A 22737-nucleotide genomic window follows, 5' to 3' on the forward strand; every position below is an offset into this window, starting at 1 on the left:
GATACCGCGTTTAGAGAAACGGCCTTGCGAGCATTTCGGCACCAAGAAGAAGCAGGCAGATCAGGAACCATAGTCTAAATGTGGCCGGGCTGACCCGGTTGCGAATAAGCTGCCCGGCCCACATGCCGGCAAGCGCCGGCAGGATCGCCAGCGCCGACATGGCGAGATTGTCGAGCTGGAAAGCGCCGCGCCAGGCAAGCCCGGCCGCAAGCGCCATGGTGGAGATGGTGAAGGACAGGCCGAGCGCCTGCACCAGATCGTCTTTTTCAAGACCAAGCGCCTGAAGATAGGGCACGGCCGGGATGACGAAGACGCCGGTACCGCCCGTGACAATGCCGGTCGCTGCACCGACAAGAGGCGACAGCCACGGCTCCAGCCGCGCCGGCACGCGGAGCTGGCGGGCAATGAGCGTATAGGCGGCATAGATCACCAGCGCAGCGCCAAGTGCTGCCGTCGTCAGCATAGTGTCGCCGCTGGTCAGCAGCGATGAACCCACCACAGTGCCGACGACAATCGCCAGCATCATCGGCCACAGCCTGCGCAGGAGCGCTCCGAATTTCGGGCCGGCGAAGAGCTGCCAGACATTGGTCACGAAGGATGGGGCGATCAGCAAGCCGGCGGCGGCAAGCGGCGAGATCAGCGCGCCGAGCACACCCATGGCGACCGTCGGCAGCCCCATGCCGGTCACGCCCTTGATGATGCCCGCGGCAAAGAAGGTCGCGGCGATCGCGACGACGAGCAATAGCGAATGATCCATCATGCCGCTGACATAGGGGATCTGGCGACGGGCGCAATGCGGATGATCCGCAACCAGGCTTCGGCTGTTCCGAAGGCTGGATCTCTGTTATGCTGACCGTTATGCGCTTCGACCTGACCGATCTTCGCCTTTTCCTTGCCGTGGTGGATGCCGGCAGCATCACCCATGGGGCGGCGGATGTCGGACTTTCCCTGGCGGCCGCCAGCGAGCGCCTGCGCGACATGGAAACTACGGGCGAGGTTAGGCTGCTCGAGCGCGGTCGTCGTGGCGTCTGGCCGACGCCGGCCGGCGAGGCACTGGCGCACCATGCCCGCCTGATCCAGCGGCAGATGGCACAGATGCATGGCGAACTCGGCGAACATGCCAGCGGCCTACGCGCCACACTTCGGCTGGCGGCAAACACCGCCACGATCACCGAATTCCTGCCCGAACGGCTCGCGCCCTGGATGAAGGCGCATCCGCAGATCGACATCGAACTCAAGGAGCGGCAGAGCATCGAGATCGCCAAGGCCGTCGCGGCCGGGCTGGCGGAGATCGGCATTCTCTCGGATGCGGTCGACACCAGCGGCCTGGAACTGCGCCCCTTCGCCATCGACCGGCTGGTGGTGGTCATGCCCCGCGATCACGCGCTGGCGGACCAGAAACGCGTCACCTTTGCCGATATCCTGCACCACCATTTCGTCGGTCTCTCAGGCGGTGCTCTGCAGGATCACATCGACGCACAGGCGGCGAGGATGGGCGTCAAGCTGAAGACACGGGTTCGCCTGCGCACCTTCGAGAGCATCTGCCAGATGGCGGCGGAGGGTGTCGGCCTTGGCATCGTTCCCGAGACGGCGGCGCGACGCGGTGGCAGATCCGCCAAAATCACGGCCATCCGCCTTGCCGATGACTGGGCGACGCGCCGGCTGTCGGTCTGCATCCGCTCCACGGAAGAATTGACGGCGCCGGCGCGAGACCTTTTCGAGCATCTGGCATCGACCGATGCCCGCTAGGACAGGCCTTCCTGCTCGAACGCCCGCCGCACGGATGGGCGCGCAAGCACCTACTACATCAGCCCTGTCCAACGCGGCCATCCTGCCTCGCGGCTAAAGCCGGGTCCCTTGCCAATGTCCGGCTAAGGATCAATAGTCAGGACACATCGCTCCGTTCAAAACGACAAGGCGCAGGAATGTCCAACTTACCCATGATCCGCCCAGTCACCCGCAAGGACTTCGACCAGTGGCTTCTCCTATGGGAAGGCTACAACGCGTTTTACGGTCGCTCGGGCGCGACTGCCCTTGCGCCCGAGATCACGCAGATGACCTGGGCACGCTTCTTCGACGCTTACGAGCCGATGCATGCTCTTGTCGCCGAAAGCGAGGGGCAGCTTGTCGGCCTCACGCATTACCTTTTCCATCGCAGCACCACCGCGATCGAACCGAGCTGCTACCTGCAGGACCTGTTCACGCTCGAGGCCGCACGGGGAAAAGGCGTGGGCAAGGCTCTGATAGGCGAAGTCTACGAGCGGGCGGGCGAGGCTGGCGCTGCCCGCGTCTATTGGCAGACGCATGAAACCAACCTCACGGCGATGAAGCTTTACGACCAGGTGGCCGAGCGCTCCGGATTCGTCGTCTATCGCAAGCTTTTCTGATCGAGACGCCACTGCCGCCAGCCCCTCCGATTTCCTGAGAGGCTAAAGTCATCCGGACGGACTTCCGGCGCCCGATCTCGAACCCGATCGACAAAGGTGTATGATCGGCGCACATCAACGACGTCCTCTATGAAAGGGCGAATTCATGGATCAATTCGGTAACACCAGCCTCCCGAAGAACAATGCGGCAAACCTCCTCCTTTCGAGCCGACATCTTGGCTGGGCTAGCTTGGATGCGGAATTGCTGCACATCCGCGCCGGTCGCACCTATGTTCCCGGTTTGCCATCGCACCGGCTCGGCATTCATTTCGGACGCGCCGTGAGTGCGCATTGCCAGTGCGACGGGCGGCACTCTCGCCGCATTCAGAAACATGGCGACATCGACGTCGTGCCGGCAGGGTTGGAAGGCTGGTGGGAGGATGATGCCGATTGCACCATTTTGCGATTGAGCATCGGACCCGAGCTCCTCAGCACTGCGGCCACGGCAATGGGACGCAATCCGGAAACGGTTTCCCTCGCTCCGAAGTTTCAGCTTCGCGACGCCCGGATCGAGTCGATCGCCTGGGCGATCAAGACGGAACTCGAGGCAAGCGTACCTTCCGACAGGCTCTATGCCGAGACGCTCGCCTTGGCGCTTGCGATCCGCCTGGTGGAAAACGGGAACCAGTCTGGAGGGGAGAAACCCGCAACGGTGAGGTCGCTCAGCGCCCTGCAAAGGCGTCGTCTCGTGGACTTCATCGAAGACCATATCGATCAATCCCTGTCGCTTGCCGACCTGGCTGCGGTCTCCGGGCTCAGCCTATCCCATCTGAAGCCATTATTTCGGGCCACATTCGGCATGCCCATGCACCGGTATGTGCTGACGCGCCGGGTAGAACGCGCCAGGCTGATGCTTCTGTACGAAGACATGCCGTTGAGCCAGGTAGCGCTCGAGACGGGTTTTACCCATCAGAGCCATATGGCGCACTGGATGCGGCGTATCCTCGGCATCACGCCCGGCATGATAGCCCGCACGCGTCAGTAATTTCGATTTTCATCCGATCTCGCAATTCGTCATCCGAACATGCGCGAAGGGAGCCGCATGGACGGATAAGCCTCTTGGGATGACACACAGGAGGAACCATCATGTTCGCTATTCTGGGCGCTACCGGGAAAATCGGCCGCACGACAATTGCCGCCTTGCGAGAGAGAGGCGCGCCGGTCCGTGCGATCCTGCGCGATCGCTCGAGATCTCAGGAGTTTGCCGATCTGGGCTGCGAGGTCGCCATCGCTGACATCGCCGATGTCGGTGCTTTGACCGAGGCAATCGACGGCGCGCGCGCCGTCCAGGTCATCTGCCCTATCGATATCAGGGCAGCTGATGCGCGTGCGGAGATGCTGCGGCTGATCGAGACGATGGGCGAGGCTCTGGACAAGGCAAATCCGGAATTGGTGCTCGCCATCTCCGATTATGGTGCCGAAGTGAAGTCGGGCACCGGCATCACGTTGCTCTTCAACGCCTTGGAGGCTCGCCTGCGAAAGCTGCGCTCCCGCACTATTTTCCTGCGGTCGGCGGAGCATATGGAGAATTGGTCGCGGGTGACGCGAGTAGCGGTCGAGACCGGCCAGCTGCCTAGTTTTCATCATCCGCTGACGAAATTGTTCCCGACCGTCTCCGCCTTCGACGTCGGCACGATTGCCGCCGATCTGCTTCTGGAAGACGATGGAGCGCGGCTGCGGATTGTCCATGCCGAGGGGCCGCGGCGATATACGCCAAACGATGTTGCGGCCGTCATCACCTCCCTGGTTGCCCGTCCCGTCGTCGCCCGGGAACTGCCACGGTCGCAATGGGAAGCGATCCTGACCCGCGGCTGCCTTTCCGAGAGCTATACCCGGCTGGTGACCGAACTCTACGAGGCGCATAATGCCGGCCGAATAGATGCCGAGCGTGATGCCGGCGAGATCCGCCGTGGGACAAGCGAATTGGCGGATGCGCTGCGGCGGTTTGTAACGCCATAGTGAGCTGTTCGGCCGGCTTGGCTCGATAGATGACCCGGCCTGGATTTCGGTTATGCTACTGCCGAGAGGATCTCATCGCGGGAGGAGAGATGAGTATGGAATTCCAGGACGATAATCTGGAGATATTCGCAGCCGATGGTGCCGCCACACTGCCGACCACGGATATCCAGGGCTATGTTGGGCACGACGGGGCCAGCATCTGGTATGCGGCCTATGGGGAGGGTCAGCCGGTCATCCTGCTGCATGGCGGTCTCGGAAACAGCGGCAACTGGGGCCATCAGGTACCGGCGCTGATGGAGGCCGGCTATCAGGCGGTGATCATCGACAGTCGAGGCCATGGCCGCAGCACGCGCGATGAGCGGCCTTACACCTACGAACTGATGGCGTCCGACGTGCTGGCGGTGATGGACAGGCTCAACATCGACAAAGCCGCTGTCGTCGGGTGGAGCGACGGGGCATGCACCGGCCTGATCCTCGCCAGGACCCATCCGGCGCGCATCGCCGGCGTCTTGTTTTTTGCCTGCAACATGGACCCGAGCGGTACGAAGGAATTCGTGCTCACGCCGATCGTCGACCGCTGTTTTTCCCGGCACGTCAAGGATTACGCCGCCCTGTCTGCGACGCCGGATCAGTTCGACGACTTCGTCGAGGCGGTCGGCCTGATGCAGCGGACGCAGCCAAATTATTCCGCCGCCGATCTTGCCGAGATCGACGTGCCCGTCGCGATCGTGCACAGCGAGCATGACGAATTCATCAAGCGCGAGCATGCCGACCATCTCGCCCGCAGCATTCCCGGCGCGGAGCTGATCCTGCTGCCCGGTGTCAGCCATTTCGCGCCATTGCAGCGCCCGGCGCAGTTCAATGGCGCGATGCTGGCTTTCCTCACCAAGATTACGGCGAGCACCCGTCAGGCCTGAAGTCTCCACGCTTGGCGGTTGCGGAAATATGACTTGCGCATCGGGAGTGAACGAGATTTGGTTGCGCACGTCCGATTGTTGGAATAAATGATGATCATCATCTTATTCACACACTCCCGAGACCGATTCGCCGGTGACCGGCCCTTCCGCCCCGGCGAGCAAAATTCGCTCCAGGCAGGTGATTTGCATGACAGCTACTTTATTTTCGCCGTTGTCCGTCGGTCCTTACGAACTGGCGCATCGCGTCGTCATGGCGCCGTTGACGCGCATGCGGGCGAGCCAACCGGGCAACGTCCCCTCTCCGATGAACGTCGAGTACTACGCGCAGCGCGCCTCCGAGGGCGGGCTGATCATTTCCGAGGGCTCGCAGATTTCTCCGAGCGGACAGGGCATGCCGGCAACACCAGGCATCCATACGCTGGAGCAGATCATCGGCTGGAAGGCAGTGACCGACGCGGTTCATGCCAAGGGCGGCCGGATATTCCTGCAACTCTGGCATGTCGGCCGCATCTCCCATTCGTCGCATCAGCCCGGCGGCGCAGTGCCGATCGCGCCGTCCGCGATTGCCGCATCCGGTCAGGCCTTCACGGCCTCGTTTGACCGCGTGCCCTTCGAGACGCCGCAGGCGATCGATATCGACCTGATGCCGCTGTTGATCGACGTCTACGCCCAGGCGGCGGCCAATGCGAAGCAGGCCGGTTTTGACGGCGTCGAAATCCACGGCGCCAACGGCTATCTGATCGAACAGTTCCTGCAGGCGCGCTCGAACCAGCGCACCGACCAATATGGCGGCTCGATCGAGAACCGCGCGCGACTGCTGCTCGACGTGGTCGAAGCGGTTTCCAAGGTCTGGGGTTCCAATCGCGTCGGCGTCCGCCTCTCGCCCTTCGGCATTGCCAATGACAGCGGCGAGGACGATCCGCTCAGGCTCTACGGCCATGTCATCCGTGAGCTCGACCGGCTGCACCTCGCCTATCTGCACCTGATCGAGCCGCGTGCCAGCGGCGCCGGCCAGGCCGAAGTCGACCACAAGAACGTGCCCTCGGCCGCCGAACTCTTCCGCCCGGCCTGGTCGGGAACGCTGATCGCCGCCGGCAATTTCAAGCCGGAAACCGCTGAGGCGGCCCTTGCCGCGGGTCATGCCGACGCCATAGCCTTCGGCCGCCTGTTTATCGCCAACCCGGATCTGCCGGAGCGTATTCGCCGAGGCGCACCCCTCAATCCCTATCATCGTCCGACCTTCTATGGCGGCGGCACCGAGGGCTATACGGACTACCCGACACTCGAGACCAGGGAGGCAGCGGAATGAGCACGCCAAGCGCCGTCATCGTGGGTGTGGGAGCCGAACAAGGGCTTGGCGCGGCGCTATGTCGGCTGCTGGCCGACAAGGGCTATCACGTCGTCATCGCCGGCCGGACCATGGACAAGATCGTCAAGGTCGCCGACGGCATCAATGCTTCCGGCGGCAGCGCCGAGGCGATCGAGACCGATGCGACCGACGAAGCCGCCGTGACGCGGCTGTTCGACCATGCGTTTGCGCCGCGAAATGAGATCGACCCGCCCGACTTCATCGTCTTCAACGCCGGCATCAACCGGCCGATCGGTTTTCGCGACGTCACCGCCGCCGAGTTCGAGGAATTCTGGCGCATCTGCTGCTTCGGCGGCTTCCTTGTCGGACGCGAGGCCGCCCGGCATCTCGCTCCCCTTGGACGTGGCACGGTGATCTTCACCGGCGCTTCGGCCAGCCTGCGCGGCAAGGCCGGTTACGCGCAATTCGCCGCCGCCAAGGCCGGCTTGCGAATGATCAGCCAGAGCATGGCGCGCGAATTCGGACCGCTCGGCCTGCATGTCGCCCACACCATCATCGATGGCGGCATCGACGGCGACAGATTGCGGTTGAGGCGCCCGGAGGTACAAACCGACAGCCTGCTCAACATCGACGCCATCGCCGAGACCTACTGGCATATCCATCGCCAGCACCCTTCCGCCTGGACCCAGGAAATCGACCTGCGCCCGTATAAGGAAAATTTCTGACCTACGGATCCTAGCCAGCCTGCTGTTCGATGTTCGTCGCCCGCATCTCCATCAACTGCCGGGCTGCGGCGGCAGAGGCGTCCCTGTCGCCCGCCACCTGCACCGTCGGGAAGGCGAACTGGATGCCGTTTTCGTCGAAGGCCTGCTTGATCATCGCCAAGGCGCTGCGGCGGATGGCGGAGAGTTCGTTGGGCTTGGCGGTGAACGCCAGCCGGATCTCGATCGCGAAATCGCCGAACTGCTCGACACCCTTCATCTTCAGTGTCTGGATGATGTTGGGGGCAAGCTCCTCATCATCCAGCAGGCGCTGGCCGATATCCTTGATGATCCGCTTCATCTTCACCAGATCGGTATCGTAGGTGACCTTGACGATGATCTTATCGATCGCCCAGTCGCGGTTCATGTTGTTGACCGCCCCGAGCGAGCCGAAGGGCACAGTCGCCAGCGGACCGCGCTGGTGGCGCAGCTTGACCGAACGCAGGCTGAAGGATTCCACCACGCCCTTGTGGTTGCCGCTTTCGATATATTCGCCGACGCGAAAGGCATCGTCCCAGAGATAGAACATGCCGCTGATGACATCCTTGACGATGGTCTGCGCACCGAAGCCGACGGCAACGCCGACGACACCGGCGCCGGCGATCAGAGGTCCGATCTGAATGCCCAGCCCCGACAGCACCATCATGATGGCGATGATGACGATGACGACCGCGAGGATATTGCGGAAGATCGGCAGCAGCGTCTGCAGCCGCGCGCGGCTGGCCCTCAGCTCCTCGGAATCGCTGACGAGCGGCAGCGCCTGCATCAGCTTGCCGTCGATATAGGTCTTCGCCAGATGCCAGATCAGGTCTGCGGCGAGCAGGACGACGATGCCGCCGAGAATACCACGGGCAACACGATCGATGCCGGATTCAGGCGTCCGCATCATCATATCCGCCTCGACGCCCAGCATCCGGCCGAGCCAGAAGGCGGCAAACGCGATGATCAGGGCGCGAACACCGCGGTCGAGAAACACGGCCGCAAGACTGCCGGCGCCGAAAATACCACCGGCCGCATCGTGCAATGCCTCCACCGCCCGCGACGACACCGAGAGCGCCCGCGGCAGCAGAATGGTATAGATGCCAACCCAGAGCAGACCGTTGAAGCCGGTCACCCAAAGGCACCATAGTGCCGCGAAATAGACCGTCAGAAGCCAGGAGATCGCCGTTCTGCCAGGCTTGCCAGGCTGCGACGGCCGCGACCAGACGGCCTCCACGGCGATCAGGAACAGGCCGATGCCGAGTGTGTAGCCGACGAGATAGCGGGCGCCATTGGAAAAGCCGAGCGGCACGATCGCCTGCATCACCGCCCAACCGCAGGAGAAATAGATGACAAACAGGGCGCTGCGCCGATACCAATAGGTCGCCACCCGCCGCCGCTCCGCAATGCGCGCGACGCCGCCGTCCTCGTCCATAACATCGCTTGCCCGGCGCATCGCGATCAGCTCCATCAGCAATTTGCCGATCGAAATGGCCAACCGCATGGAAACAAAGGCGATGACGCAGGCGATCGCGAAACTTTGGATGATCGGCGGCCAGTCGAAGACGAGAAGCGGGATCAGTGTCGCCAGGCCGTGAACGATGGCTGGCACCACGCCGCCCATGAACTGGAAGCGAGCGGCCTGCAGCTCGGTTTCGACACCGGCCGCCTCTTTTGTCCGCTGCGTATGCTTGGCGTTGATCAAGCGCCCGACCACCCATTCGGCAACAAGGCCAAGGAAAAACAGCACCAGCGCCTGGATGCCGATACGCAGCCGGCCGGCTGCCTCGCCCTCGGCCTCAAGCTTCTCAGATGCCGCCATCACCTCGGAGGGAAGCGTCATCACCGCGCCGGATACCGTTTCCAGATGCCGGCGGGTATGGCCGAGCGTATCCGACAGTTCCGACATCTGGCCACCGCCCATGCCGGGATCGCTTGCGGGAGCGGCGGTCGTCGAGGGCGTCGTGTTCACTTGCGCCGCAAGCCATTGCTTGACGTCGGGCTCGTTCATCAACTGGATGAGTTCGCGGACCTTCTCCGGTGGTGGCGCCGCGGGCGCCGGCGTCGTGGCGGCACTTTGCGCGAAGGCCATCATGGGCATGGCGAGCCCAAACAGACATGAAAACAATACCCCGACCGACCGGCCGCGACCCCCGACAATACCCATATGCGCTGCCCTTCCGCACCCGGCCTGACCGACCCATTTGCAGACTATACGCCTTTTTTGCGCGCACAAGCAGGCACTTACACTTGTGCTGCAAGCAACCGGCATCGGCATTGCGCGCAGGCCGGCGGCACGTTAGGCTTTGCGAGGATACCGTCCGGTGCTTGGGGATATCAGCGTGTTCAATTTCCTGAAAAAGCTCTTCGGTGGGGCCGGACGGACGGAGGCACGCGTCGAGCAGCCTACCCCGCTCCAACCGCAGCCCGATAGCAAGCCGGCGATCAAAAGCCTCGATCTCAATATACCCGACGAGGCGTTGCAAACCGAGGCGCGCTTTGCCGCCTACCTGCAAGAGCGCCTGCCATTTTTCGGTGACGTGCTCAAAGTGGACTATGATCCAGGCGCCGGCAGTCTGACGATGCATAACCGCAACGGCAACACGATGACGAAATTCCTGAACAATGCGCTGCTGGCGCTACGCGAGAAGCAGGGCCAGGCGCGCGCCCAGGCCTTGCTCCATTATCTCAACATGACGGAAGCGGCCGATGGCGCGGGCGATCTCGGCAAGGTTCTGCCGGTGCTGAAGTCGCGCAGCTTCGTCGACGTGGCGCGGCGTCAGATGATGCAGGCAGTTCGGAACGAACGCGAGCCGCCGCAATTCGTCTATCTCGACGAAGCCGAGGATCTGGTCAGGCTGTTCGTGGTCAACGGCGAAACGACGGTCAGCTACGTGATGACCAGCACGCTGGACCATTGGGGCATGGACGCCGGGGAACTGGCGGAAACGGCACAGGACAATCTCTACAAGTTCCTGTCGAAGACCGGCGTGCAGATCGCTAAGCGCAGCCAGTTCCAATATGTCGAGATCGACGGCCAGTTCGAATCCAGCGTCGCCTTCCTGCCGAAATTCTGGGCGCAGGTGCAGGACCAATCCGGCGGCGCAGCACCGATCGCCGCCTTCCTCTCCCGCGACAAGGTCTTCTTTACCCACGAGAACGATACCCAGGGGCTACAGCTCCTCGAGCTGATCAGCGCCGATCTCAGCGACGTGCCCTATGTTATTTCGCCGGATCAATATCGCTGGGAGAACGGCAAATGGTCGTTGTTCAAGCGGGTGGGACGGACGATGCAGTAGGCGGTATCTTTGCTCGGCAGATAAGTGCCAACGTGTTCAAACAAATGGCAATTTGGACGGACGCTTTCTTACAAAATTCAATTTTGGGAAGAAGACGGGACGTTTGTTGGCTTAACTGCTTCGGAAGAACCGTCTGTAACCGCATATGAAGCGTTTGTATCTGCTTCCTTGCGAAACCAGTAAGCCGCCATCATCGCATCATTGGGATGTGCACGCTCCGCATAAGCAACACCAAGACGTCTCTGTGCCCCTGGGTCACCTTGCTCTGCAGCCTTCGTAAGCCACTTAATGGCCAGGTCGCTATCCCTGTGGTCATATTGCGCATAGGTGTAGATTTCGCCAAGCTGGAGTTGCGCATCTAGATCGCCTTGCTCTGCGGCCTTCGAGAACCAGACGATTGCCTGATCCACCTCTCGGCTCACACCTTGGCCGCTAAAATACATCTCGCCGAACCAGTATTGGGCCGAGGGTTTCCCCTGCTCTGCCGCCTCGCGAAAATTCGCCATCGCTTTTTGAAACCAGAAGTTCCCCTTCACGACATCCGGCTCTGTACCCTTGCCTTCAGAATACATACTGCCAAGCAAATATTGAGCCATGACATCGCCGCCATCGGCCGCCTTACTGAAGCCACTTATCGCCTTCTGATACCAGATATCAGCCTGTTCGGCGTCCGGGGCGACCTCATCATGACCAAGTGAATAAGCGAGACCGAGGCGGCGTTCTGCATAGGGGTTGTTTTGATCAGCCGCCTTGCGAAACCAGAAAACGGCCCGCTCAAAGTCCGGCTGCACTCCTAATCCAAAGAAATACAGACGCCCAAGGCCATACTGAGCAGTTGCGTCACCCTGCTCTGCTCGTGGCCGCCAATTCAGCAGAGCTGCCCTATAGTCATGCTTTGCGAATGCGGCGGCTCCTTCGTCCGACTGTGCGTGGGCGGGCAGCGAGAGGACAAGGCACAACAGCAATCCGTAGCCACAGTGATTTAGTGCCATAGCTGATCCTTCAATCGAAGCAGTCGCGCTTTATCTTTGCAACAATCGGCAAAGCTGTCAGGTGTCCGATCCAAAATAAGGTATTTTACACCAGCACCTCATGATCGACCCGATCCTCGGCGCCGAAGAATTTCAGGTAGCGTTCGACCTCGGCCGGTTCGCCGGTCGCCTTCTGCGGATTATCGGAGAGCTTGACGGCCGGGCGGCCGTTGGCTTCGATGACCTTGCAGACGATCGAGATCGGGTTGAGGCCATGTATCTCGGTGGGCGCGCAGCCGGCAAAATCGTTGGTGAGGTTGGTGCCCCAGCCGAAGCCCATGCGTACCCGGCCCTCGAAATGCTTATAGGTGGCGATGATCGCATCGACGTCGAGGCCATCGGAGAAGATCAGAAGCTTCTGGCGCGGATCGCGGCCCATCTTCTTCCACCAGTCGATGATCTTCTCGCCGCCTTCGATCGGCGGCGCGCTGTCCGGACGGAAGCCGGTCCAGTCGGCCACCCATTCCGGCGCGTTGCGCAGGAAGGAGGCCGTGCCGAAGGCATCGGGCAGGACCACCAGCAGGTTGCCGCCATAAAGGCGGTTCCAGTCGCGCAGCACTTTGTAGGGCGCCTTGCCGAGTTCCTCGTCGGTCTTGGCGAGGGCCGCTGCCACCATCGGCAACTCGTGTGCATTGGTGCCCACAGCTTCGAGATCGGAATCCATGGCGAGAAGGACGTTGCTCGTGCCGGTGAAAGCGTGGGGCACACCTTCCTTCAGTGCCTCGACGCACCAGCGCTGCCACAGGAAGCTATGACGGCGGCGCGTGCCGAAATCGGAAATGCGCAGGCCCGGCAATTCTCGGAGACGTTCGACCTTTCCCCACATCTTCGCCTTGGCGCGCGCATAAAGGACATCGAGCGTGAAAGGACCGAGCGCCTTCAGCGCCGTGCGCGAGCGAAGCTCGTTGATGATGGCGAGTGCGGGAATTTCCCACATGGTCGTTTCCTTCCACGAGCCGTGGAAGTCGAGAACATACTGGCCATCGCGCTTGGACAGCTCGTATTCCGGAAGTTGGAAATTCGACAGCCAAGTGAGGAATTCCGGCTCGAAGATCTGGGCGCGGCCGTAAAAACTGTTACCCGCCAGCCAGATCATTTCCTTCTTCGAAAGCCGGAGCGTGCGGGCGTGATCAAGCTGTTCACGCAATTCCTTCTCGTCGATCACCTCGGCGAGCCGAACGCTCTTGGTGCGGTTGATCAGCGAGAAAGTGGCGTCGACATCCGGATAGAGCTTCCAGATCATCTGCAGCATCAAGAGCTTATAGAAATCCGTATCGATCAGACTGCGGACGATCGGATCGAGCTTCCAGGTATGGTTATAGACCCGGGCGGCAATATCGGTCTTCGTCATGTCGTTCCTGCCCGTCTCCCTGCGCCCACCTCTCGCCACGGCCAAACAGGCCGGCAGGCGGATACAGTTCTAGTCTTATCAAAAAAAGTTGAGGGAAAGTCCAGTCACTGAAGCAAAATTGATAATCATTTGGACACGCGACTGCCTTTGCCGGCAACGCATGCCCAAATTTTCGGCTGCGGCAATCTCGATCAATAGCCGAGGCTGCGATCCACCAGATATTGCAGCGGCTCGCCGCCTTCGAAACGGGCGATCTGCTCCTCGACATGCCGCATCAGCGAGTATTCTTCCGAGACCGCCGCATCGTGCGGGGTAATGACGACGTTCTCCAGGCCCCAGAGCGGGTCGTCAGCCGGCAGTGGCTCGACCTCGAAGACATCGAGCGACGCGCCGCCGAGGATGCCGGCCTCGATCGCCGAGACGATATCGGCCTGGACCTGGCTCTTGCCGCGCCCGGCATTGATGAATACCGGCTTGCCCAGGGCACCATCGCGACGAAGCTTCGAAAACAGCGAGGCATTGTAGAGCCCCGTCGTCTCCGGTGTCAGCGGCAGCAGGCCGACGAGAATATCCGTTCTTGCGAGAAAGGCATCGAGTTCGCCGGCGTCGAAGGTTTCCATGCCCTCGATCTGCTTTTTCTGACGCGACCAGCCGATGACATCGAAGCCCATGACCTTGAGTTTGGCAGCGGCATCGAGACCGAGAACGCCGAGACCCATGACACCGACGGTGACATCGCGTGCCTCAAGCCCCGCCGGACGACCCCAGACCCGCTTGCGCTGGTGCCGGAAGTGACCGGCAACATCGCGCAGATGCATCAGGCATTGCAGCACGACCCATTCCGACATGCGTACCGTCAGGCTGCGATCAACGAATCGGACGATGGGAATATCGGTCGGGGTGGCGGCGGTGATCAGGGAATCGACCCCGGCGCCGCCGGAGAAGATGATCTTGAGATTGGGCGCGCGCTGATAGAGATCCGCATCCGGCTTCCACAGAAGCGCATAGTCGACATGGCTCAGATCGACGCCCTTGGTGGCGGGATCGGCAAGATTGATGCTGCCGCGATCGGCAAAGAAGCTTTTGAGGGCCTTGGCGACGCTCTCCGGATTGAACTTGAGATCGACAAGAATGGGACTTTTGGCCGGCATGGCTTTTTCTCTATTGCTGGATGGCGGCGGTCGGCACCGCCTCGATGTTGAAAGCGGCGGCGAGGAGCGCCTTGGTGTAATCCTCTTGCGGCGCACGGAAAACGTCCGCCGACGGCCCCTGCTCAACCACCTTGCCGAAGCGCATGACGATCAGGTCGTTAGCGAGCGCCTTCACCACTTTCAGGTCGTGGCTGATGAAGAGGTAGGCGAGGTCATGGCGCTGCTGCAGGTCGCGCAGCAGGTCGACCACCTGGGCCTGCACGCTCATGTCGAGCGCCGATGTCGGTTCGTCCAGCATGACGAAGCGCGGCTTCAGCACCATGGCGCGGGCAATGGCGATGCGCTGGCGCTGGCCGCCGGAGAATTCATGCGGGAAACGCCAGCGGGTCAGGGGATCGAGACCCACCTCTTCCAGCGCCCAGCAGACGCGCCGATCACGCTCTTCAGCCGACAGGGATGCTTCATGAACCTTCAGCCCCTCGGCGATGATGTCGCCGACCGACATGCGCGGACTGAGCGAGCCGTAAGGGTCCTGGAAGACGACCTGCAGCTGGCTGCGCAGCGGACGCATCTCCTTGAAGGAATAGCCGGCGATATCCTTGCCGACGAAGGCAATGCGGCCCTTCGATGAGATCAGCCGGGCAAGCGCTAGGCCGAGCGTCGTCTTGCCGGAACCGCTCTCGCCGACGACGCCGAGCGTCTGGCCGGCCCGAAGTTTCAGATCGATGCCGTCGACCGCCTTCACATGGTCGACCACCTTGCGCATCAGCCCGGCCTTGATCGGGAACCAGACCTTGATGTCGGAGCCTTCCATGACCACGGGCTTGCTGGTGTCGCTGAGCGGCGGCTCGCCGCGCGGCTCGGCGGCCAGCAGGTGGCGGGTATAGTCGTGCTGCGGGTTGGTGAAGACCTCTTCGACCGTACCTGCTTCGACGATATGGCCCTTGGTCATGACGCAGACGCGGTCGGCGAATTTGCGGACGATGCCGAGATCATGGGTGATGAACAGCATCGACATGCCGTGTACGCCCTTGAGATCGCGCAGAAGTTCGAGGATCTGTGCCTGCACCGTCACGTCGAGCGCCGTGGTCGGCTCGTCGGCGATCAGCAGCTCCGGCCGGTTGGCGAGCGCCATGGCGATCATCACGCGCTGACGCTGGCCGCCTGACAGCTCATGCGGATAGGCCTTCAGGCGCTTTTCCGGCTCGCGGATACCGACCTGGTTCAGAAGCTCCAGCGTGCGGCGACGGGCCGGCTGGCCGACGACGCCCTGATGCAGCGCCAGGATTTCCGTGATCTGCTTTTCGATCGAATGGAGCGGATTGAGCGAGGTCATCGGCTCTTGGAAGATCATGGTGATGTCGTTGCCGCGCACCGCGCGCAACTCATTGTCCGATGCCTTCAAGAGGTCCTTGCCCTTGAACAGGATTTCGCCCGAGGGGTGGCTGGCGGACGGATAGGGCAAGAGCTTCAGGATCGAATTGGCCGTTACCGACTTGCCGGAGCCGGATTCGCCGACCAGCGCCAGCACTTCGCCCTTGTGGATATCAAACGAGATGCCGTCGACGGCGGTCGAGGTACGCCCGCCTTGATGAAAGGCGACGGACAAATTGCGGACGGACAGCAATGGGGTCGAATTGTCGCTCATCGGAACGTCTTCCTCGGATCGAACGCATCACGCACGGCTTCGCCGACGAAAATCAACAGCGACAGCATGATCGACATGGTGAAGAAGGCGGAGAGGCCGAGCCACGGGGCCTGCAGGTTGGACTTGCCCTGGGCGATCATCTCACCCAGCGACGGTGAGCCGGGAGGCATGCCAAACCCCAGGAAATCCAGCGAGGTCAGGGTGGTGATCGAGCCGGAAAGGATGAAGGGCACGAAGGTCAGGGTCGCGACCATGGCGTTCGGCAGCAGGTGGCGATACATGATGGTGATATTGTTGACGCCGAGCGCGCGGGCGGCGCGCACATATTCGAAATTGCGCGCCCGCAGGAATTCGGCGCGCACGACGCCGACGAGACCCACCCAGGAAAACAGCAGCAATATGCCGAGCAGGATGAAGAAACCGGGCGGCAGCACCGAGGCGATGATCAGCAGGATATAGAGCACCGGCATCGACGACCAGATCTCGATGAAACGCTGCAAGAGAAGGTCCGTCCAGCCGCCGAAATAGCCCTGGACGGCGCCGGCGGCGACGCCGACGACGGCCGAGCAGATGGTCAGCGCCAGACCGAACAGCACCGAAATGCGGAAGCCGTAGATCATGCGCGCAAAGACATCGCGCGCCTGGTCGTCCGTGCCGAGCCAGTTGAGATTGCTCCAGGTGCAGTTCGGGTCATTGACGCCCTGGGCGTAGCCGGAGCAGCGCTGCTCCTTGCTCATCAACCAGAAGGGCGCGGTCGGGGCCGATATGCCCTGCGGAAGGTTGGAATTGGCGGTCTGGTAGGAATAGTGGATCGGCGGCCAGATCATCCAGCCATGGGCGTTGATCTCGTCCTCGATATCCCCGGAGCGATAATCCGTCTGCGCCAGGAAGCCGCCGAACTTCTCCTCGGGGTAATCGATCAGAACCGGCACCAGGATCTCGCCCTTGTAGGAGACGAGGATCGGCCGGTCATTGGCGATGAATTCCGCCCCGAGGCTGAAGAAGAACAGGATCAGGAACAGCCAGAGGGACCAGTAGCCACGGCGGTTCGCCTTGAAATTCTGCCAGCGGCGAATGTTGGTCGGGGAGAAGAGACCCTTGCGTGGCGGCTTGACCGTTGCCGCTGGTACACTGCTCGCTGCGTCCATCAGACGTCCCTCCGCTCGAAATCGATGCGCGGGTCGATCCAGGTGTAGATCAGGTCCGAGATCAGGCTGACGAACAGGCCGAGCAGCGAGAAGATGAAGAGCGTCGCGAAGACGATCGGATAGTCACGCTGGACGACGGAGAGATAGCTGAGGCGGCCGAGGCCATCGAGCGAGAAGATATTCTCGATCAGCAGCGAACCGGTGAAGAAGGCGGAGATGAAGGCGCCGGGAAAGCCGGCGATGACGATCAGCATGGCGTTGCGGAAGACATGGCCGTAGAGCACGCGGTGCTCGCTCAACCCCTTGGCGCGGGCGGTGATGACATATTGCTTCTTGATTTCCTCGATGAAGGAATTCTTGGTGAGCAGCGTCGTGGTGGCGAAGGCGGCAAGCGACAGCGAGATCAGCGGCAGAACAAGATGCCAGAGATAATCGAGGATCTTCTGCCACCAGTTGAGATCGGCGAAATTGTCCGAGACGAGGCCGCGCAGCGGAAACCAGTCGAAGAAAGAGCCGCCGGCGAAAAGAACGATCAACATGATGCCGAAGAGGAAGCTTGGGACCGCATAGCCGACGATGATGACGCCGGAGGTCCAGACATCGAAGGTCGATCCATCCTGGATCGCCTTGCGGATGCCGAGCGGGATCGAGATGGCATAGGAAAAGATCAGGATCCAGATACCGAGCGAGATCGACACCGGCAGCTTTTGCCCAATCAGATCGATCACCGAGGTATTGCGGAAGAAGCTCTCGCCGAAATCGAAGCGGATATAATTCCACATCATCTGCCCGAAACGCTCGAGCGGCGGCTTGTCGAAGCCGAACTGCTTGTTGAGCTTGGCGATCAGCTCCGGATCGAGCCCCTGCGCGCCGCGATATTTCGAGCCGCTATCGTCGGTCGCTTGCTGGGCCAGCATATCTCCGCCGCCGGAGAGACGGCCACTGGCATTGTCGGCCTGGCCGGTCAGTTGCGCGATCATCTGCTCGACGGGACCGCCGGGCGCGAACTGCACGATGGTGAAGGAGATCGCCATGATGCCGACAATGGTCGGGATCATCAGCAGCAGACGCCTGAGGATATAGGCACCCATCAGCCCGTCACTCCCCCAGCGAGGAACATGCCTGCCCTGGCCCTAATCCATCCGTCGATCAATTCATTTTCCCTTCCGCCGCGTAAAGCCCGGCGTCGTCATTCATTTCAGGTCTAAACCGCCGAATCGGCATGGGGCATTTGGAGCCCAGCCTGCCCGCCATTGCAAGAGCCGCTCATTTTGCCGCGCTTTTCGACCACCAGAGATCGGGGAAGCCAATGGAATAATAGGGCAGCGCCGACGGATGATCGAATTTGTCCCAATAGGCGATTCTGGTCGTCGTTCCGTAGAAGGTCGGCAGGACATAGTGGTGAGCAAGCAGCACACGGTCGAGCGCCCTGACTGTCGCTTCCTTTTCCGGCACGTCCTTTGCGAAAATCACCTTCTGGATGAGCGCGTCGATGCCCGGGTCGGCTATACCAGCGTAATTGCGGGACCCTTGGCGTCCGGCAGAGGCGGAGCCCCAGAAATCGGCCTGCTCGTTGCCGGGGTTCAGCGTCTCCGCCCAGACAACCCAGATCATATCATAATCGAAGCTGCGAATGCGGTTGACGTATTGCGAGGGATCGACCGTCCTGACGCTGGCATCAATGCCGATACGCTTCAGGTTCTGTACATAAGGCAACACCGATCTTTCCAGCGAAGGATTGTTCAGCAGGAGTTCCAGCGAAAATGGCTGGCCGCTCTGCGCGTTCACCATCTTGTTGCCCTTGAGAATCCAGCCAGCCTCCTTGAACAAACCAATGGCCTTGCGAAGATTGTCGCGCGCCTTCTGCGGATCGCCACCGACGGGATTGGCATAGGGCGCGGTAAAGACATCCGCAGGCACCTTGTCCTTGACGCTATTCAGAACATTGAGTTCCTCCCCTTGCGGAAGGCCCGAGGAGGCGAATTTCGTGCCGAAAAAGAAGCTGTCGACGCGCGTCAACTTCCCGAAGGAAAGGGTTCGGTTCAGTTCCTCGAAATCGTAAACATAGTTCAGCGCCTCGCGGACGCGCTCGTCCTTGAACTGCGCGCGGCGCATGTTGGGAACCAGAGCCTGCATGATGCCGACAGAACGCAGCGTGTTGGGCAGCTCGTCGCGCTTGATGCGGCCGTCCTTGGCGGCCGGGAAATCGTAGCCGGTCACCCAATGGCTTGTCGAATTGTCCTGCCAGTAATCAATGACGCCGCTTCGAAACGCTTCGAACGCGACGTCATAATCGGAAAAATAGACATAGTTTATGGCGCCGAAATTGTGCTCGCCGACGTTGACCGGTATGTTTTTGCCCCAATAATCGTCACGCAGTTCGTAGCGGATCGAAGCGCCCGGCTGGACGGATGCAATCCTGTAGGGACCGGACCCCATGATCGGCTCGAGCGTCGTGCGTGTGATGTCGCGCGGCTTGCCGTCGGGGCCTTTTGCTTCCCACCAATGTTTCGGCACGATGGTAAGCTGGCCCAGGATCGAGGGCATCTCACGGTTGCCCTTTTCATCGAAGTGGAAGGTAACGTCGCGATCACCGGTCTTTTCGGCGCTCACGACATGCCCGTAGTAGCTGGCCGCCTGTGGATTGAGTTCCTTGACTTTCTCGAAGCTGAAGATGACGTCCTCGGGCGTAACCGGCGTGCCGTCGGCCCACTTCGCCTCAGCGCGCAGCCGGAAGGTGGTGCTCGAAACGTCATCGGGATAGGAAACACCCTCGGCGAGCAGGCCGTAGGAAGAATTGGCCTCGTCATCCGCCTTCTTCAGCAGTGTATCGTAGACCAGTTCCGTTCCGTCGGCTGGATTGCCCTTGAACAAGAGCGGATTGAACGTATCGAACGTGCCGCTGCTCGACAGCTTCAGCTCCCCGCCCTTCGGTGCATCCGGATTGACGTAGTCGAAATGCTTGAAGCCGGGTTGGTATTTCAGATCGCCGAGAATGGCCGTGCCGATGCGGAATTGTGGCTCGTCGGCGTTGGATGGTGCCGGCAAGGCCAGCAGGCAGAAAAGAGAAACAACCAAGCCTGCTTTCAACCGCGACAATGCCATTCATGATCCCCTGATGATTTGAATGGAATCAAGCATAAGGCAAATGAGGGCAAAAAACAGGACGGAATTGCTTACCTCTTCGCGAGGCCGCCGATACGTGCCCGATGAAATCAGGCTTTTGCGGTGGCTTCCTCTAGGCGCTTGCGCAGCATCAGGCGCAATTCGCGGATAAGGCGCCGATCCTCGACCGCCTCCGGCTCATTGGCGGCGACGACGGCGATGCGGATCAATTCGAGAATGATCGCCGAAATCAGGGCGACGTCGTCGGTGACCGGTGGCTCGGCGCGCCGCAGGATAGAGGAAATCAGTTCCTTCACCTCCGCCCGCGAGCGCAGCTTGCGATCCCTCGGAATATCCCGGCGCGCGGCAAGCACCGGATATTCGGGAAACGTCTCGATGAAGGCGGCAAGCCGGTCGAAGATCGCCTCGCCGCTATCGGCCGCCGAAAGGCCGCGGCTTTTTTCCGCGATGTCCTGAAACACCGCCTTCAGCCGCTCCAGCCGATCGATATGCAGCGCTTCGGCAAGCAGCGGCTTGGTCGGAAAGAATTGATAGAGCGAACCGATCGACGAATGCGCCGTTGCGGCGATCTCCGTCATCGTCGCGGCGTCATAACCCTTCTCAACGAAGACCGCCGCGGCCGCCTCCAGAAGTACCGCCACACGATCATGACCGCGCCGGCGTTTGGGTGCCCGCATTTGCGGCTCGCCGGTCGATTTCTCCGCGGGTTGTCCGCTATTTGTCCCCACCCATTACTCTCCTTTACAATCCCCAAGCTACCATCACGCTCATCTCAACCGACCCGAGACCAGGCTCCGTTCCCAACCCTCCGCGCACTCCCCAGCTCGTGCGACAGATGATCGAGACCATGGTCATTGTGACTGTCGGACTTTCCGCAGACTATGCCGGCACTGTCAACCAGCCCGCCAAGGAAACCCCATGATTTCCAGGGGGAGGTTGCCGCCGGCCGTCAGCGACGGAATGAAGACGGGAGACATAGGCAGCCGGAAAATCGATTCCGATTTTCAGGGTTATGCGATAGATTTCGTTGCAAATCACTTCGGCCAACGCCGGCAGCATCTCAAGGAACCATATGATTTCCCTCCTGGTTCGAACCATCAGTACCGTCAGCAAACTAGCGCTTGCCACCACGATCGGTGCTAGCCTCGTTACCGGCGATGCGCTGGCCCAGCAGGCCGGCCCAACGCCCGGCAGCGCCAAGGCGATCTTCGGCGGCGTGGCGCTGCCGACGGCAGGACCGCCGCAATCCATCGGCTTTTATGCCAAGGGCTGCCTCTCCGGCGCCGTGGCGCTGCCGACCGATGGACCGACCTGGCAGGCCATGCGCCTGTCGCGCAACCGCCGCTGGGGCCGGCCGGAAATGGTTGGGCTCCTCGAACGCCTGTCGCGCGACGCGGCGAAATATGACGGCTGGCCGGGCTTGCTGGTAGGTGACATGGCACAGCCGCGCGGCGGGCCGATGTTCAACGGCCATGCCTCGCATCAAATCGGCCTCGACGCCGACGTCTGGCTGACGCCGATGCCGTCGCGGACGTTGACGGCGGCCGAGCGCGAAAGCCTGCCTTTCACCTCGATGCTGGCGAAGGACAAATTCCTGACCATCAACGACAGGGTCTGGACACCGGCGCATGCGCGCCTGTTGATGCGCGCCGCCAGCTATCCCGAAGTGCAGCGCATCTTCGTCAATCCGGCGATCAAGAAGAAAATGTGCGACAGCTGGACCGGCGATCGCACCAATCTCGGCAAGCTGCGCCCGGAATATGGTCACGACTCGCATTTCCATATCCGCTTGAGCTGCCCGGCGGGCTCGGTCGGCTGCACGCCGCAGGCCCCGGTTGCCGCCGGCGACGGCTGCGACAAGACGCTTGCCTGGTGGCTCGGTCCCGAACCGTGGGCCAAGCCGAAGCCCAGCACCAAGCCGCCGGTAAAGCCCCGCGAGGTCATGGTGTCCGATCTGCCCAAGGCCTGCCAGGCGGTGCTGGACGCCCCCTCGATTCCCTCGGCCCGCGCCGCCACCTATGGCATCAAGGCGGCGGCCCCGACGACGGCAACCGGCACGCTGCCGGTTTCGAGCAGCGGCACGGGCAACACGCCGCCCGGCAGCATTCCACAGCAGTGACGGCACCGAGGTCGATGCGACATAGGCCGGTCTTTCAAAGGCCGGCCTCTTGGTATAGAAGGCGGATAAATCGATTAAAAATCCGGGACGGAGTGGGAATTTCATGGCCGGCGGCAAATGCATCGCGCTGATCGCGCATGATCAGAAGAAGGATGCAATGGCGGAGTTTGCACGCCGCAACCAGGATGTGCTTGCCGATTGGCATATCGTCGCCACCGGCACGACCGGCGGCCGCGTCCTCGACGCCTGCCCCAACCTGAAGGTCACCCGCCTGAAAAGCGGCCCGCTCGGTGGCGACCAGCAGATCGGCGCGATGATCGCCACCGGCGATATCGACATGCTCGTCTTCTTCATCGACCCGCTCACCCCCATGCCGCACGATGTCGATGTCAAGGCGTTGACTCGGCTTGCCGTTCTCTACGACATTCCGATGGCCCTTAACGAAGCCACCGCAGAACGCCTGATCAAGACACTGAACCATTAATCCGCCTTCAGGCGGCAGACACGGACCTG

General features: G+C 61.5%; 20 protein-coding genes. 10 read left to right on the forward strand and 10 right to left on the reverse strand.

All coding sequences use genetic code 11. From position 1 onward, the window contains the following. Positions 1-10: 10 nt before the first annotated feature. Entirely contained in the window at positions 11-760 is a 750-nt protein-coding gene (locus AB6803_RS16465) for a sulfite exporter TauE/SafE family protein (RefSeq protein ID WP_371109878.1), read from the reverse strand. Between the two features lie 98 nt (positions 761-858). Between AB6803_RS16465 and AB6803_RS16470 the strand changes: the two genes are divergently transcribed. The 7 genes from AB6803_RS16470 (at position 859) to AB6803_RS16500 (ending at position 7336) form a co-directional block, all read left to right on the forward strand. Beyond that, the gene (locus AB6803_RS16470) at positions 859-1749 is read left to right on the forward strand and encodes a LysR family transcriptional regulator (protein WP_371109959.1); all 891 of its coding nucleotides are present in this window, start codon (positions 859-861) and stop codon (positions 1747-1749) included. Positions 1750-1925: 176 nt separating this feature from the next. Next, entirely contained in the window at positions 1926-2387 is a 462-nt protein-coding gene (locus AB6803_RS16475; RefSeq protein ID WP_371109879.1) for an N-acetyltransferase family protein, read from the forward strand. A 145-nt stretch (positions 2388-2532) separates the two neighbouring features. Beyond that, complete coding sequence (locus AB6803_RS16480; protein ID WP_371109880.1) at positions 2533-3411, forward strand: helix-turn-helix domain-containing protein; 879 nt, start codon at positions 2533-2535, stop codon at positions 3409-3411. Between the two features lie 101 nt (positions 3412-3512). Beyond that, positions 3513-4385, forward strand: a complete 873-nt coding sequence (locus AB6803_RS16485; protein WP_371109881.1) for an NAD(P)H-binding protein — start codon at positions 3513-3515, stop codon at positions 4383-4385. A gap of 95 nt (positions 4386-4480) precedes the next feature. Further along, entirely contained in the window at positions 4481-5302 is an 822-nt protein-coding gene (locus AB6803_RS16490) for an alpha/beta fold hydrolase (RefSeq protein WP_371109960.1), read from the forward strand. Between the two features lie 187 nt (positions 5303-5489). After that, positions 5490-6611, forward strand: a complete 1122-nt coding sequence (locus AB6803_RS16495; RefSeq protein ID WP_371109882.1) for an alkene reductase — start codon at positions 5490-5492, stop codon at positions 6609-6611. Beyond that, positions 6608-7336, forward strand: coding sequence for an SDR family NAD(P)-dependent oxidoreductase (locus tag AB6803_RS16500; protein ID WP_371109883.1), 729 nt, complete (start codon positions 6608-6610; stop codon positions 7334-7336). The genes AB6803_RS16495 and AB6803_RS16500 overlap by 4 nt, the downstream gene beginning before the upstream one ends. Positions 7337-7346: 10 nt before the next feature. On the opposite strand, the gene AB6803_RS16505 is transcribed toward AB6803_RS16500, so the two are convergent. Then, positions 7347-9518 (reverse strand): mechanosensitive ion channel family protein, encoded by a 2172-nt coding sequence (locus AB6803_RS16505; protein WP_371109884.1) that lies wholly within the window; start codon positions 9516-9518, stop codon positions 7347-7349. A 157-nt stretch (positions 9519-9675) separates the two neighbouring features. On the opposite strand from AB6803_RS16505, the gene AB6803_RS16510 reads away from it, so the two are divergent. Next, on the forward strand, positions 9676-10650 hold the full coding sequence (locus AB6803_RS16510) for a hypothetical protein (RefSeq protein WP_371109885.1): 975 nt from the start codon (positions 9676-9678) through the stop codon (positions 10648-10650). A 77-nt stretch (positions 10651-10727) separates the two neighbouring features. Here AB6803_RS16510 and AB6803_RS16515 read toward each other — a convergent pair whose 3' ends face one another. The 8 genes from AB6803_RS16515 to AB6803_RS16550 all read right to left on the reverse strand — a co-directional run bounded on the left by AB6803_RS16515 (position 10728) and on the right by AB6803_RS16550 (position 20782). Then, the gene (locus AB6803_RS16515) at positions 10728-11642 is read right to left on the reverse strand and encodes a tetratricopeptide repeat protein (protein WP_371109886.1); all 915 of its coding nucleotides are present in this window, start codon (positions 11640-11642) and stop codon (positions 10728-10730) included. Positions 11643-11727: 85 nt separating this feature from the next. After that, entirely contained in the window at positions 11728-13032 is a 1305-nt protein-coding gene (pncB, locus tag AB6803_RS16520; RefSeq protein WP_371109887.1) for a nicotinate phosphoribosyltransferase, read from the reverse strand. A 191-nt stretch (positions 13033-13223) separates the two neighbouring features. Beyond that, positions 13224-14183 carry a 2-hydroxyacid dehydrogenase gene (locus AB6803_RS16525; protein ID WP_371109888.1) on the reverse strand — a complete coding sequence of 320 codons (960 nt, stop codon included), beginning with the start codon at positions 14181-14183 and terminating at the stop codon, positions 13224-13226. 10 nt (positions 14184-14193) lie between these two features. Further along, a complete protein-coding gene (locus AB6803_RS16530; protein WP_371109889.1) occupies positions 14194-15831 on the reverse strand; it encodes an ABC transporter ATP-binding protein in 1638 nt (545 codons plus the stop codon). After that, a complete protein-coding gene (locus tag AB6803_RS16535) occupies positions 15828-16979 on the reverse strand; it encodes an ABC transporter permease (RefSeq protein WP_371109890.1) in 1152 nt (383 codons plus the stop codon). Before AB6803_RS16535 ends, AB6803_RS16530 begins: the two co-directional genes overlap by 4 nt. Beyond that, entirely contained in the window at positions 16979-18070 is a 1092-nt protein-coding gene (locus AB6803_RS16540; protein WP_371109891.1) for a microcin C ABC transporter permease YejB, read from the reverse strand. The genes AB6803_RS16535 and AB6803_RS16540 overlap by 1 nt, the downstream gene beginning before the upstream one ends. Positions 18071-18245: 175 nt before the next feature. Beyond that, complete coding sequence (locus AB6803_RS16545) at positions 18246-20084, reverse strand: extracellular solute-binding protein (protein ID WP_371109892.1); 1839 nt, start codon at positions 20082-20084, stop codon at positions 18246-18248. A gap of 110 nt (positions 20085-20194) precedes the next feature. Further along, positions 20195-20782, reverse strand: coding sequence for a TetR/AcrR family transcriptional regulator (locus AB6803_RS16550; protein ID WP_371109961.1), 588 nt, complete (start codon positions 20780-20782; stop codon positions 20195-20197). 395 nt (positions 20783-21177) lie between these two features. On the opposite strand from AB6803_RS16550, the gene mepA reads away from it, so the two are divergent. Together mepA and AB6803_RS16560 are read left to right on the forward strand one after the other, a co-directional pair. After that, positions 21178-22224, forward strand: a complete 1047-nt coding sequence (mepA, locus tag AB6803_RS16555) for a penicillin-insensitive murein endopeptidase (RefSeq protein WP_371109893.1) — start codon at positions 21178-21180, stop codon at positions 22222-22224. A 103-nt stretch (positions 22225-22327) separates the two neighbouring features. After that, the gene (locus AB6803_RS16560; RefSeq protein ID WP_371109894.1) at positions 22328-22708 is read left to right on the forward strand and encodes a methylglyoxal synthase; all 381 of its coding nucleotides are present in this window, start codon (positions 22328-22330) and stop codon (positions 22706-22708) included. Positions 22709-22737 lie beyond the last annotated feature (29 nt).

Source organism: Rhizobium sp. RCC_161_2 (genome assembly GCF_041355235.1).
Classification (GTDB): domain Bacteria; phylum Pseudomonadota; class Alphaproteobacteria; order Rhizobiales; family Rhizobiaceae; genus Rhizobium.